Annotated in this window: 10 protein-coding genes and 5 pseudogenes; 8 read left to right on the top strand and 7 right to left on the bottom strand. The window is 69.4% G+C overall.

Annotated features, from left to right (window positions below):
- From ABZ855_RS47500 to ABZ855_RS47490, 3 genes are all read left to right on the top strand, one after another.
- A partial coding sequence (locus ABZ855_RS47500) for an alpha/beta hydrolase (RefSeq protein WP_360820057.1) occupies positions 1 to 593 on the top strand: 593 nt, incomplete at its 5' end.
- An 84-nt stretch (positions 594 to 677) separates the two neighbouring features.
- Positions 678 to 1,406, top strand: a complete 729-nt coding sequence (locus ABZ855_RS47495) for an SDR family oxidoreductase (RefSeq protein WP_360820055.1) — start codon at positions 678 to 680, stop codon at positions 1,404 to 1,406.
- A 137-nt stretch (positions 1,407 to 1,543) separates the two neighbouring features.
- Entirely contained in the window at positions 1,544 to 2,611 is a 1,068-nt protein-coding gene (locus ABZ855_RS47490) for an alkene reductase (RefSeq protein ID WP_360820052.1), read from the top strand.
- Positions 2,612 to 2,636: 25 nt separating this feature from the next.
- Here ABZ855_RS47490 and ABZ855_RS47485 read toward each other — a convergent pair whose 3' ends face one another.
- Complete coding sequence (locus ABZ855_RS47485) at positions 2,637 to 2,909, bottom strand: hypothetical protein (protein WP_360820049.1); 273 nt, start codon at positions 2,907 to 2,909, stop codon at positions 2,637 to 2,639.
- A 189-nt stretch (positions 2,910 to 3,098) separates the two neighbouring features.
- On the opposite strand from ABZ855_RS47485, the pseudogene ABZ855_RS47480 reads away from it, so the two are divergent.
- Positions 3,099 to 3,197 (top strand): annotated as a pseudogene (locus ABZ855_RS47480) (IS5/IS1182 family transposase); the annotation flags it as partial.
- On the opposite strand, the pseudogene ABZ855_RS47475 reads toward ABZ855_RS47480, so the two are convergent.
- The 3 genes and pseudogenes from ABZ855_RS47475 to ABZ855_RS47465 all read right to left on the bottom strand — a co-directional run.
- Positions 3,198 to 3,348, bottom strand: a pseudogene (locus tag ABZ855_RS47475) (transposase); the annotation flags it as partial. It lies immediately after the preceding pseudogene.
- Positions 3,335 to 3,643, bottom strand: coding sequence for an SDR family NAD(P)-dependent oxidoreductase (locus ABZ855_RS47470; protein ID WP_360820060.1), 309 nt, complete (start codon positions 3,641 to 3,643; stop codon positions 3,335 to 3,337). The gene ABZ855_RS47470 and the pseudogene ABZ855_RS47475, both read right to left, overlap by 14 nt.
- A gap of 224 nt (positions 3,644 to 3,867) precedes the next feature.
- Positions 3,868 to 4,779 (bottom strand): alpha/beta hydrolase, encoded by a 912-nt coding sequence (locus tag ABZ855_RS47465; RefSeq protein ID WP_360820046.1) that lies wholly within the window; start codon positions 4,777 to 4,779, stop codon positions 3,868 to 3,870.
- Positions 4,780 to 5,004: 225 nt separating this feature from the next.
- Here ABZ855_RS47465 and ABZ855_RS47460 point away from each other — a divergent pair.
- A pseudogene (locus ABZ855_RS47460) lies at positions 5,005 to 5,091 on the top strand (TetR/AcrR family transcriptional regulator); the annotation flags it as partial.
- Positions 5,092 to 5,199: 108 nt separating this feature from the next.
- Here the strand turns inward: ABZ855_RS47460 and ABZ855_RS47455 are convergent.
- Positions 5,200 to 5,958: pseudogene (locus ABZ855_RS47455) on the bottom strand (nuclear transport factor 2 family protein); the annotation flags it as partial.
- A gap of 33 nt (positions 5,959 to 5,991) precedes the next feature.
- Positions 5,992 to 6,927: pseudogene (locus tag ABZ855_RS47450) on the bottom strand (NADP-dependent oxidoreductase); the annotation flags it as partial.
- Between the two features lie 87 nt (positions 6,928 to 7,014).
- On the opposite strand from ABZ855_RS47450, the gene ABZ855_RS47445 reads away from it, so the two are divergent.
- A complete protein-coding gene (locus tag ABZ855_RS47445) occupies positions 7,015 to 8,025 on the top strand; it encodes a helix-turn-helix domain-containing protein (RefSeq protein ID WP_360820043.1) in 1,011 nt (336 codons plus the stop codon).
- Positions 8,026 to 8,809: 784 nt separating this feature from the next.
- Complete coding sequence (locus tag ABZ855_RS47440) at positions 8,810 to 9,403, top strand: TetR family transcriptional regulator (RefSeq protein WP_360820040.1); 594 nt, start codon at positions 8,810 to 8,812, stop codon at positions 9,401 to 9,403.
- Between the two features lie 584 nt (positions 9,404 to 9,987).
- On the opposite strand, the gene ABZ855_RS47435 is transcribed toward ABZ855_RS47440, so the two are convergent.
- Positions 9,988 to 10,854: an alpha/beta hydrolase gene (locus ABZ855_RS47435; RefSeq protein WP_360820037.1), complete on the bottom strand. Its 867-nt coding sequence runs from the start codon at positions 10,852 to 10,854 to the stop codon at positions 9,988 to 9,990.
- Between the two features lie 1,064 nt (positions 10,855 to 11,918).
- Between ABZ855_RS47435 and ABZ855_RS47430 the strand changes: the two genes are divergently transcribed.
- On the top strand, positions 11,919 to 12,521 hold the full coding sequence (locus ABZ855_RS47430; RefSeq protein WP_360820034.1) for a TetR/AcrR family transcriptional regulator: 603 nt from the start codon (positions 11,919 to 11,921) through the stop codon (positions 12,519 to 12,521).
- The last annotated feature ends 388 nt before the right edge of the window (positions 12,522 to 12,909 follow it).

The raw sequence follows: 12,909 nt of genomic DNA, 5'->3' as shown, positions 1-12,909 counted from the left end.
CCGACGACATCGCCGCGGTCATCCGGGCGCTGGGGCTGGAGCAGGTGGATCTGCTCGGGTTCTCGATCGGCGGCTGGCAGGTGCAGGAAGTCGCGTTGCGCCACCCGCAGCTGGTGCGCAAGCTCCTCCTGATCGGCACCGGCCTGCGTGGCGGGGATCAGACGATGGACCCGAAGGTGCCCGAGGTGGCGACGCATCCGGTCCCCACCGTGGAGGACTTCCTCTTCCTGTTCTTCGGCCGCTCAAAGGCCGCGGTCGAAGCGGGCAGGGCCTTCTGGGAGCGGCGCCATCAGCGGGCCGACCAGGACCCGCCGAGCTCGCCCGCGGTCGCACAGGCGCAGCTCGAAGCGGCCACCGCCTACGGGCAACCGCTGCCCGGCGAGAACCCCTACGCCTTCCTGAACGCGATCACCCAGCCGACCCTGGTCCTCAACGGCACGAACGACGTGATGATCGCCTCGATCAACTCCTGGCACCTCGTGCAGAACATCCCGAACGCGCAGCTGCTGATCTACTCCGACGCCGGGCACGCAGCGCACTTCCAGTACCCCGAGCGGTTCCTGAAGCACGCCCTTCAGTTCCTCGACGAGTAGGCAGCCCGCGCCCGAAAGGCGAACGGCACGTCCTGGGCGTACCCCCCCCACGCCCGAAGAACCACCTGACGAGAAGAGACAGACATGAAGATCGAAGGTTCGGTAGCTCTGGTGACCGGTGCCAACCGCGGCATCGGCAAGGCATTCGCGGACGAGCTCCTCGACCGCGGCGCGACCAAGGTGTACGCGGCTGTCCGCGATGTCGCCACCATCACGGACCCGCGGCTCACGCCCGTCGCACTGGACGTCACGGACCCGGCAGCTGTCGCCGCGGCCGCTGCCGAGTTCGCCGACGTCTCGATCGTCGTGAACAACGCCGGTGTCGCCAGCGCCAACCTCCCGCTCTCCGCCTCGCTCGACGTGGCGCGCGGCGAGCTGGAGGTGAACTACTTCGGGCTCATCTCCATGACGCAGGCGTTCGCCCCGGTCATCGCGGCCAACGGCGGCGGCGCCTTCGTCAACATGCTGTCGGTCGCCTCCTGGGCGGCCTACCCCGTGGCCGCGACGTACGGCGCGTCGAAGGCGGCCGCGTGGAGCTACACCAACGCGGCCAGGCAGCAGCTCAAGACCCAGGGGACCGAAGTCGTCGCCGTCCACGTCGGGCCGGTCGACACGGACATGCAGGCCGGCTTCGACGTCCCCAAGACCCCTCCGGCCGACGTGGCCCGCAGTGCCCTGGACGCGCTGGAGGCAGGCCGACCCGAGGCCATCGTCGACGAGATGAGCCGCAACGTGAAGTCCACGCTGCACGACGACCAGGCCCTGCTGTACCCGGCCCTCGAGGCGCAGCTCGCCGGGCAACTGGGCGACTGACCCACGGGGGTGCCGGAGCCGAGGTCGAGTCCGCGGTCCGGGCCCCGCGTCGGGCACTGCGGCGCAACGTAAAGTCTGATGTTCGTAATATAAATTGCCCTGCTTATGGCAGGTGCCACCAACCCGAGGAAGCACGCATGCTCGACAGTCTGTGGACCCCGACCGTCGCCGGAAAGATCTCCCTGCCGCACCGTCTGGCGATGTCCCCCCTGACCCGCAACAGGGCGACTCCGGAAGGCGTGCCGACCGAGCTGAACGCCGAGTACTACGCCCAGCGCGCCTCGCACGCCCTCATCATCACCGAGGGCACGCAGCCCTCCGACGACGGCCAGGGCTATATGGCGACCCCGGGCGTCTACACCGACGAGCACATCGCCGGCTGGCGCAAGGTCACCGACGCCGTGCACAAGGCCGACGGACGCATCGTCATCCAGCTCATGCACGTCGGACGCATCTCCCACCCCGACAACACCCCCCACCACCGCCGGCCCGTGGCCCCCTCCGCGATCAGGCCGGCAGGCCAGATGTTCACTGCCTCCGGAATGCAGGAGATGCCGGAACCGCGCGCACTGACCACCGACGAGGTCACCGCGACGGTCGACGACTTCCGGCGGGCCGCCGCGGCCGCCATCGAGGCCGGCGCCGACGGCGTCGAGATCCACGGCGCCAACGGCTACCTCATCCATCAGTTCCTCTTCCCCACCACCAACCAGCGCACCGACCAGTACGGCGGCTCCCTCGACAACCGCATCCGCTTCGCGGTGGAGGTCGCCACCGCCGTGGCCGACGAGATCGGCGCCGACCGCACCGGCATCCGGTTCTCCCCCGGCAACCCCTTCCAGCTCGGCGACCTCACGGAGGACGACACCCACGAGCTGTACGCGCACCTCGTACGCGCCCTCGCCCCCCTCGACCTCGCCTACCTGCACCTCGCCCACGGCGGCGACGAGGAACTCCTGCACACGCTCCGCAAGATCTGGCCCACCACGTTGATCCTCAACCGCGCCGGCACCGACATCGCCACCCGCGCCAAGGACATCGACAACGGCATCGCCGACGTCGTCACCGTGGGCTCGCTGGCACTCGCCAACCCCGACCTGGTCGAGCGCATACGCGCGGGGGCACCCCTGAACACCCCCGACCCCGCCACCTTCTACGGGGGTGGCGCGGCCGGCTACACCGACTACCCCACCCACACCGCCTGACCGAAACGCCCGGCGCCCGAGGCAGTCACCTTCCTCGGGCGCTTCGGCGTACGCACGCCAGGGCACAGACGCTGAACGTCCGCACGCGTGCCGAGCGCGGGTCCGGGGGTGCGACCCGGGCGGTGACGTCGTCGATCACGGTGAGCACCCCGTCGGTGTACGCGCGTCGGGTCGCGTCCGCGCGGCGGGCGATCTCGTCGAGCAGGGCGGCCGACGGGCAGCCGTGCTCAGGACTGTCACGGTGCCGCACCGAGAGACAGGCCCGCAGGATCAGCTCCACCTCGGCCTGGCTGGGCACCGCCGCACCCACAGCCTCGCACCGCGCGCAGTTGGTCGGCGACCGCCGCCGCGACCAGATCGTCCTCGGCGTCGAAATGGGCGGAGAACGCGCCGTCGGTCAACCCCGCACCGGCCATCAGCAACGTCGATCCCGAACCGTCGATCCCGTCGATCCCGTCGCTCTTGAACCGACGCCCAGCCGTCTCACCGGATGATCGGCCTGGATCTGGCCGAGGCCGGCGCCGACGGCGCGATCACCAAGGCTCCGTGCGGCGGTGACCGGGCCGGCCAGTCCCCGGTCGACCGCGCGGCGGACGCGGGCGGGAGCCGGCCGCCCGGGCGGGGCGGGCCGTTCCCAGGGCCGTCGCAGGTCCGTGGTCAGGGCACGGGCGAGCCGGAGTTGGGTATGGGGAATACGTGACAGGGGTGAGCCAGGTCCACCGGTCAGCGGCCTGAGGTCACGGCGAGCGAGCCGAACAGGTTGGTCTCCAGTTCGAGACGCAGACCGGAGGTGTCGGTGTCGAGCACGGAACCGACGCGGACGATCCCGGCGTTGTTCATCACGACGCTCACGTCCTGCGCGATCCCGGCGGCGCGGGCCACCTGGGCGGAGTCCGTCACGTCGAGGTGCAGCGGGATCAGCCGGGGGTCGTCGGCGACGATCGTGCGAGGGTCGCGGGCGGCGGCGTAGACCTTCGCGGCACCGCGGTCGAACCGTTGCCGGACGAATTCGCGGCCGAGACCCCGGTGCACGCCGGTGACCAGGGCGATCTGGCCGCCGAGCCGAGTCACGAGACCTTGTCCGTGAGTGAGGGCGCCGGTCGGGCGCTGATGTGACGGTCACGCCGCTGTACGGGTGGTGGGGCCGTACAGCGGCGCCACGATCCACCTAAGGTCGGTGGGAAGCGTGACGCCGGATACGGCCGGTTGGGCGTGGAATCCGGAAGATCGCCGGACGGTGACGAGCCAAGTGGTACTCAGACGCCGAGATGCCGGCGCAGCCACTGGCCCATCTGCTCGATCGCCTGGTCGACCTCGGGTACGCGTCCGGCGCCGAGGATGAAGGAGTGCTGTCCCTCGGGCAGCGGGTGGACCTCGGAGGTGACCTTGAATTCGGTGAGCCGTTCGGCGAGTGCGGCGCCGTCGCCGGCGAGGGTCTCGTAGGCGCCGTAGTACACGACGGTGGGCGGGAGGCCGGTCAGGTCGGCGTTGATGATGCTGAGCTTCGGGTCGGCGAAGTCCAGGTCCGGGTCCTGCACATACGCACCCCGCATCTGCTCGAGGATGTTGCGGCTGAGCATCTTGTCGTGTTCCTCGTTCTCATCCACCTTGGGGTTGGTGAGGGTGAAGTCGGCCAATGGCGAGATGCTGACGATCACGCCGGGGGTGGGCTCGCCCTTGGCGAGCAGCCGCAGGGGCAGCATGACGGCGAGGGTGCCGCCGATGGAGTGGCCGGTGCTGCCGATGTTCTGCGGCTCGTAGCCCTGCTCGAGCAGCCATCGGTAGGCGGTCTCGACGTCGTCGATCTGTGCCGGGTAGGGGTGTTCGGGGGCATGGCGGAAGTCCACGACGAGCGAGCGGATCCCGGCGGCTTTCGCGATGTGGCCGGCGGCCTTGCGGTCCGAATGCATGGAGGCGGTGACCGAGCCGCCGAAGTGGAAGTGCAGCAGCGCCTTGTCGGGGGCGGCCCCGGCGGGGATGGCCCAGAGGGCGGGGACGCCGTTGGCGTCGACCTCGGCGTAGGTGACGCCTTCCGGTTCGGTGGCCGCCAGGTGGTGTGTCTCGGCGATGTCGCGCACGACGCCCAGGTCCAGGCCCGGCGTCATCCACTTGGTGCGCACGCTGTCCAGGAACTGCGCGAACTCCTGCGCCTGGGGACTGATTCCCATGATGACACTCCTGTCTGTGCTGGTCACGCTCGTGGTGCCCAGCCGGTTCGGTGATGCGACAAGGTGATGGCGTACCGTGCGGGCCTTTACATTACGATCATACGATAATCATGGGCGAGCCCGCGGGCAAGGGGTTGGCGAAAATTAAATTACGGTCGCACGCTCAATGGGGGCCGGACGTGACGGCCGACGGCCGGCTGGACGAGTGAAGGAGGGTGCGGGGCCCGATACGGGCGAGAGCGCAAGCAGGAGACGCGGCGGCGGATCATCGAGACGGCTGGGCGTCGGTTCAAGAGCGACGGGATCGACGGGATCGACGGGATCGACGGGATCGACGGTTCGGAATCGCCGCGCTGATGGCCTGATGCCGGTCGCTCTTTGTGGGGGCTGGACATGATTCGCCCCGCCCCCCGGCGGCTGTCAGAACATCGTGTTGTCGTTGGCGGCGACCTCCGGCACGTCCTGCGCGGAGTCCCAGTGCTCGACGATCTTTCCGCCCCTGACCCGGAAGAGGTCGAGGACCGACCGGCCACGCTCGCCCGGTGCTTCGACCTGGTGACTGTGTACGGCGACCAGATCCCCCTCGGCGATGACCCGTTTCCGTGTCACGCTCAGCTGCGGCAACCGCTCGAAGTACGCGCCCAAGCCGGCTTTCGCGCCGTCCGCGCCGTCGGAGAGGAGCGGGTTGTGCTGGTGATACTCGGCGCCCAGGTAGGTGTCGATGGCGGTCAGATCCTTGCGGACCAGCAACTGGTCGAAGAATTCGGTGACCAGTTCCTTGTGGTAGGCCGTGAACCAGCGCTGCCCGACCGCGTCGGTCCGCGGCTCGCTGAGCGTGGTGAACATGTCGTTGCCGCTGGCCGTAGTGGCGGGCACTTCCTGAATGATGTCCCAGTGCTCGGCGATCTTGCCGTCCTGGAAGCGGAACAGGTCGAACACGGCCATGCCCTCGGTGCCCGGCACCATGACGTAGCGGGAGTGCAGCAGCACCAGATCGCCGTCGGTGATGATCCGGCGGGGCTCGAAGGCGGCCTGCGGGAACTGCTGTCGCATGGCGCCGCTGAAGCCCTTGAGGGCGTCGGCTCCGTCGGGCGCCAGGGGGTTGTGCTGGATGTAGGAATCGGGCGACACGACCCGATCGACGATGGCCGTGTCGCCGAGGACGAACACATCGTGCAGCAGTTGGCTGGCAATGTGTGCCTTGCTGTCTCGGACGGTCAGCACGATCTTGCCGGTCGTGCGGCCGGTCTCGCCGAGCGCGTGCGCCTTCGCGGCCTCGGCGAGCGGGAAAGTGGCGTCGATGTGCGCGCGCAGTGCGCCGGTCTCGACGAGGGCGGCGATGGCCTGCATGCCGGCCTGGTCGGCCTCGACCAGCAGCGACTCGTAGCGGATCCCCCGCTCGGCGATCGCCGCCAGTTCGCCGGCGTCGACGGGTACCGGAAGGATCGAGACGAGGGTGCCGCCCGGGCGCAGCACGGCCACGGATTTGGCGCGGGCGGCGGAGTCACGGGAGATCGGGTCGAGGACCACGTCGATGTCGCCGAGCACCTCGGTGAAGTCGACACTGTGGTAGTCGATGACCTCGTCGGCACCGAGGGATCGCAGGAAGTCGTGTTTGGCGGCGCTGGCGGTGCCGATCACGTACGCGCCGCGGGCCTTGGCGATCTGCACGGCGAGGTGACCGACGCCGCCGGCCGCCGCGTGGATCAGGACTCGCTGCCCGGCCCGGACGCCGGCGGTGTCGACCAGTGCCTGGTAGGCGGTCAGCGCGGCCAGCGGCAGCGCACCCGCCTGGACGTGGTCGATGCCGGCGGGCTTGTGCGTGAAGACGCGGGCCGGCCCGGTCACGTACTCGGCGTGCGAGCCGACTCCGCCCGGGTAGGGCAGCATGCCGAAGACCTCGTCGCCGGGCTTGAACAGCGTGACGCCCACGCCGACGGCCTCGACGACGCCGGAGACGTCCCAGCCGAGCACCAGCGGCAGCCGGGCGATGGTCGCGGACCGGGCACGGTTCCCCCAGTCGGTCGGGTTGACCCCGGCCGCGTGGACGGCGACCAGGATCTCGCTCACCCCTGGCGCCGGTTTGGGCAGCACGGTCTCCCGCAGCACGTCGGGGGCGCCGTAGGTGTCCTGGCTGATGGCTCGCATGGTCTCGGTGTCCGTCATGGGCCCAGCCTGGCCGCCGTCACAGGCCGCTACAATCGCGTGATCGCCAATTTTCGACGGGATCCTGCCGTGATCAAGGTCCACCGCGTCGTTGTCCTCGCCTCGCCCGGGGTGTACCCGTTCGACCTGGGCATTCCCCACCGCGTCTTCGGCGCCGCTGACGGCCGCTACGAGGTCCTGACCTGCACCATCGACGGTCACCCGGTGCGCACCAACGCGGACTTCTCCATCACCGTCGATCATGGCCCGGAGGTGTTGCGCACCGCCGACACCGTCATCATCACGCCGTTCCACACCGGCAACCCCCGCCGTCAGACATCGGTCGACCTGGCGCGAGTCCTCGCGTACGTGGCCCCCGGCACCCGGATCGTGTCGACCTGCACCGGCGCCTTCGTGCTGGCCGCGGCGGGACTGCTCGACGGGCACCGGGCCACCACGCACTGGCACGCCACAGGCCTCTTCCGGGAGTGGTACCCGCAGGTGGAACTCGACCCGAACGTCCTGTTCATCGACGAAGGCGACGTGCTGACCTCGGCCGGTGCCGCTGCCGGCATCGATGTCTGCCTGCACCTTGTCCGCAAGGATTACGGCAGCGAGATCGCCAACCGGGTGGCCCGCACCTGCGTCGTCCCGCCGTGGCGCGACGGAGGTCAGGCGCAGTACATCGAACGCCCGGTCCCCGACGCAACGGCGAACGACACGTCCGCCGCCCGGCAGTGGGCGCTGCAGAACCTGCACAAGCCGCTGACCCTGAGCGACCTTGCCGAGCAGTCGAACATGAGCCAGCGCACCTTCGCCCGCCGCTTCAAAGAAGAGGTCGGTCTGAGCCCCGGACGCTGGCTCATCCAGCAACGCGTCGACCGGGCCCGGCAGTTGCTGGAATCCACCGACCTGCCGGTCGACGACATCGCCGGCCAGGTCGGCTTCGCCGGCGGCACTTCGCTGCGCGAACACCTGCACGCCGCTATCGGCGTCACACCACTGGCCTACCGGCGCACCTTTCGAGGCCCACTGGCAACGAGCCGTGCCACCCCGGCGGATGCTCGGCGGGACGGTCAGGAATGTCGCCCTGGATCGTAAAATTATGTACGTCATACCATCGGCTGTGCCGGGGACCGGTATCGGTAGCGGGTATGACACCTGACGCACCCGTGAGTCGAGCTGTGGCCTGACACGCTGATCCTCAACCGGGCCGGCACCGACATCGCCGCCCCGCGCCAAGGACATCGACAACGGCATCACCGACGTCAGCACCGAGGTCGGCACCGCGGGTTCGCTGGCACTCGCCAACCCCGACCTGGTCGAGCGCGTCCGCGTCGGCGCACCCCTGAGCACCCGTGACCCCGCCACCTTCTACGGGGGCGGCGCGGCCGGCTGCACCGGCCACCCCACCCACACCGCCTGACCGGAACGCCTTGTGCCCGAGCGGCGGCGAGTGCGGCGCCGCTTCCCGGCGAAGGCGTCCTGGGCGAGGCCGACCACGCCGGTAGGAGGGCCGTCGTCGGTCCGGTCGAAGTCGGCGCCATGCGTACCCCTGTCGAAGCGGTATGCCTTCTCGTCGCGGCCGCCATGGCACCACGCCCTCGGGGTGCGACCGCACCACGGGCAAGGACGAGCAGGTTCGAGACCCGGCCGGCGGCGTCGAGGCCGGCGTACGTGATGTGGTCGGCGCCGAAGACGATCGCGGTGCGCTCGGGATATCGAGACGCGGTGTCCGTCGCGTCGGCACAACGACCCGTGACCTGCCGTCCGAGGGGCAGCGGAGCGGTCGGCACAATACCTGCCGATCATAATATTACATACGTCAGACCTGGATTACGATGGAACACAGGGCAATGGCCGGGCAAAGTGGGGGAGGGGCCTTGTGGCGCGCTACACCAAGGAGCACAAGCAGGTGACGCGGCAGCGGATCATCGAGCGGGCCGGCCACCGGTTCAAGAAGGACGGCATCGACGGGTCCGGCATCTCCACGCTGATGTCCGACGCCGGACTCACCAACGGAGCCTTCTACGCCCACTTCGAGTCCAAGGACGACCTCGTCGCCAACGTCATCGCAGAGCAGCTGCGCACGCTGGTGAAGCAGTTCGGCGGGCTGCGGCCCGGCCGCGAGGGACTCGAGGATCTCATCCGCGAGTATCTGTCGCCCGGGCACCGGGACAACCCCGGCGACGGCTGCCCGAACGCAGCCCTGCTCGACGAGATCGGCCGCTGCGGTGACGCCATCAAAGGTGCCTACACCGACGGCGCCAAAGCCATCCTGGACGAGTTCGCCGCCCGCCTGGCTCCCGAGGATCCGCAGTCCGCCCGCGGTCGGGCGATCGGGCTCTTCATGATGATGGTGGGAACGCTGCAGTTGTCCCGGGCGCTCTCCGACCGGAAGTTCTCCGACGAGGTCCTCGAGCGGGGAATCGAGAACGCCCTCGCCTTGGCGCGGTGCCCGTCAATACCGGCTGGGTGACCACCTGGCAAAGGCCACGACGCCGGTGCCGTACACCCGCGCTTCCGCCGCCGGCGAGAGCGGGTGGCTCCGGGGGGCAATTGCCATCTCGGAAGCGACACCGACGCGGCGGCCCTCCGCTCGTACCGCCGATGGCGCTGCGCGCATTCGGTACGCCGTGGCGGCAGGTGGCGTCCCGCCAGGTGGTGTAGCGGATCAAGGCGCCGGAATGCGCAGGTCATCGCCGCATCGGCGCGGCTCGGGGCCGCGCACGGCGCTGCCGGCAGGTCAGCCGCTGCGTGACCCGGGAGGCGTGTCCCGCGGTGGCCGACGCTCGGCTTACCGGAACGCGCCGAGCATGGTCGCTTACACCACGAAGCGGGACAGGACCTGGCGGCAGCGCAGGTCCCGGGCCTGCCGCCCGCACGGCATGTCGACCACACCGGTCTCCGTATCGCCATCCCGCACGGCAACCGCCTCGGTGCCGCATGACCGAGAAGCGAGCAGGTCAGTGACGTGGGACAAGTGACGAGAGCCGTGACACCCGGCGGGCGTCACGGCTCTAAGTCAACATCCTCGGCCCGAGCGCCGATCACACCGCGGCCTTACGGCCGGCCGAAGAACTCGAGCGCCGTCGGCACGAACTGCTCGTGGTACTGGAAGATGCCGCCGTGGCCGCCGTCGGGGTAGATCACCAGCTCTGAGTTCGGCAGTCGCCGGTCCATGTCGTACGAGTTGGGCGTCGGAACCATTCTGTCGTTGTCGCCGTTGGCGACGAGCACGGGGATCTTGATGACGGACAGATCCTGCGGCCGTGTCAGCCCCCAGCGGTGGATGGCCTTGAGTTGGGACCTGTACCCGATGAGGGAGATGGCCTTGTCCCGGTCCTTGGTGCGCTCCTTCAGGCGGGCCAGGAACTCCTTGCCGGCGCGGATCCCGTTCGGGGTGCGGGTGAAGAAGAGGAACTGCTTCGGGTCCTGGAAGGTGAGCAGTGCCCGGAGGGTGTCGTAGTCGGACAGCCGGGTCACGTTCTTGATGCCCTCGCCTCCGGCCGGACCGGTGCCCGCGAGGATCAGCCTGCGGATGAGCTGCGGATCGGTCTGGGCGATCACCTGGGCGATCATGCCGCCCATCGAGAAGCTGAGGACGTCCACCTGCTCGAACCCCAGCGCCCGGATGAAGGTGACGGCGTCCTTGGCCATCTCCTCGATGGTCTTCGGGATCACGCCGGTGGAGGCGCCCACGCCCCTGTTGTCGAACGTGATCACCCGGTGCTTGGCGGCGATGCCGTCGACGACCCGGGGGTCCCAGTTGTCCAGGACCGCGGCGAGGTGGGTGATGAAGATGATCGGCATGCCGGTCCGGGGGCCGAGGTCGCGGTAGGCGTAGGTCACTCCGTCGGCGGTGACGGTGCGGGTCTGCGCGTTCTTGTACGACGTCACCACGTCACCTCGTGTTTCGCGTGCGTTCACGGTCGTGCCCTTCAATGTGAGGGTTACCGCCAGTACACTCCGACCCCTGCCTCCTCGCAGGTGGGCGTCGAGCGGTTCCCATGTGTCTCCCGGCCGCGACTGCAGTCAGGAGTCGACGGCCAGAGGAGGGCGTGGGAGAACTCCCTGGTCGGGCCCCTGAGTGACCCGTCGACTATTGAAGTATGACCATACTTTCATTGGGCGCGCAAGTGGTGAGCGACACGAGATGCGCGGCGGCGGAATCACGAGTTCCGGCGAGAGTCGGGGCGCGCAGCACAGCGCACCGCCAGGACAGGGGCAGTTCACCTACGTCGACGGTCGCAAGAGGCTGGTCAGGGACACCGATGCCCGGCGTGAGCACGAGGCCGGGTGTGGCCCGGATTCCACGGGCGGGAACTGGGCCGGAGGCCACCACACCGTCGATACGACAGCGCCCGCCTCGACCTCGCCCCAGCGCCATCGGTACGGCGCAACTCCCACCCGCACCCGCAGCGAACCCGGTGCAGCCCTGGCGGCGCCCTCCTCGTCGACTGCGGACAGGACGTCGTGGGCCGGCGCAAGCTCCGCGCGCGCGGAGTGGCCGGGGCTGCGGCGGCCGCGGGGGAGCTCGCCGAGCTCGCGGGTCGGCCGCTGACGTGGTGAGCGCCGTCGTCATCAACGTCCGACCCGCCCCCGTCGCGCCTACTCCCGCTCCTGCGCGACACCGGAATGCTGCCACCGGACGAAGGGGCAGCCCACGGCGGCAACGTGCCGGCTTCTTTGGTGAGGGCGCGCATGATCGCCGTCCTCGACCCGCTCGCCGACGACCCACATGACCTGCGGGGCGGCCCGGGCGCACAAGAGGGTTCCTGCGGGAAGCGGAGCCCGCGATCGGCGGCGGAACCGGATGCGGGCCGGCGGCGCAGGCGGTCCAGCCCGGCGGGGCGGAGGAGCGGAGGCGCGGTACTCCCGCCCCGGCCGTGAGGGCGTCGGAATCCGAAGCCATTGAATTACGTTCGCAATACAATACATTGGAGGAGCCACTGTAGGGCGAGCGGCCCACCCGGCGCGTTGAGGAGTGTGCGGTGCGATACAGGAGAGAGCACAAGCAGGCCACCAGGCGGAGGATCATCGAGGTGGCGGGCCGCCGCTTCAAGGAGGACGGCATCGACGGCTCGGGCATCACGGCGCTCATGAGGGACGCCGGGCTGACCAACGGCGCCTTCTACACCCATTTCACGTCCAAGGACGACCTGGTGGCCACCATGATCACCGACCAGCTCGAGGCCCAGAACGCGACTATCGTCGCGCACGCGGAACCGGGCCACGCGGGCCTCGAACAGATCGTGCGCTGGTACCTGTCCCCCTGGCACCGTGACAGCCGTGACGTCGGCTGCCCCTCCGCCGCCCTGCTCGACGAGATAGGGCGCTGCGCACACCCGACCAAGCAGGCTTACACCGAGGGTGTCCTGGTGGTCGCCGACGGCCTCGCCACCCGCCTGGCGCCCCATGACCCGCTCTCGGTCCGCCCCATGGCACTCAGCTCCTACGCCATGATGGCCGGCACACTCCAGCTCTCCCGGGCCCTCGCCGACCCGCAACTCGCCGATCAAGTCCTCGAACAGGGCATCCGCAACACCCTCGTGCTCCTGGGCATCGAGCACAACTGCGTCACGGCCCCGAACTGACCTCCCCAGAACGCACCCGACACCGCAGCCCGCCCGTTGCACCTGGGCGGCGCACCGCTTGCCCCCCGCGCCAGTTCCCTGCGCCAGAAGCCGGCTGCCCGCGCGGAACTGCGGTGAACCCGGCGGCTGCCATCGGTTCCGCCATGCCGACACCGTCATAGCCGCGCTCGCGGAACAGCCTGGCGGCTGTCGCGACGATGTGCGCACGGTTCCGCGCTGCCTGCGCCCTGGTCGCCCGCGCGGCCGGCCGCCCCTCTGCGCTCGACGGTCAAGCATACGTAGATGTCGATCGGCATCTAAGGGCTTGACTTTTTAGATTATGAACGTCATCGTATTGCTCATCCCCACCGGAAGGCCCAACAGGAAGGCTCAGGCCATGAGCGATACG

The organism is Streptomyces sp. NPDC047042, assembly GCF_040644035.1.
In the GTDB taxonomy this organism is placed as follows: domain Bacteria; phylum Actinomycetota; class Actinomycetes; order Streptomycetales; family Streptomycetaceae; genus Streptomyces.
The sequence above is the reverse complement of the archived record's forward strand: the minus strand, read 5'-3'. Positions and strand labels throughout refer to the sequence as shown.

Bases quoted from the DNA above. Each gene is read 5' to 3' on its own strand.
- ABZ855_RS47490 (WP_360820052.1), top strand. From the start codon at position 1,544: ATGCTCGACAGTCTGTGGACCCCGACCGTCGCCGGAAAGATCTCCCTG.
- ABZ855_RS47465 (WP_360820046.1), bottom strand. From the start codon at position 4,779: ATGGGAATCAGTCCCCAGGCGCAGGAGTTCGCGCAGTTCCTGGACAGC.
- ABZ855_RS47495 (WP_360820055.1), top strand. From the start codon at position 678: ATGAAGATCGAAGGTTCGGTAGCTCTGGTGACCGGTGCCAACCGCGGC.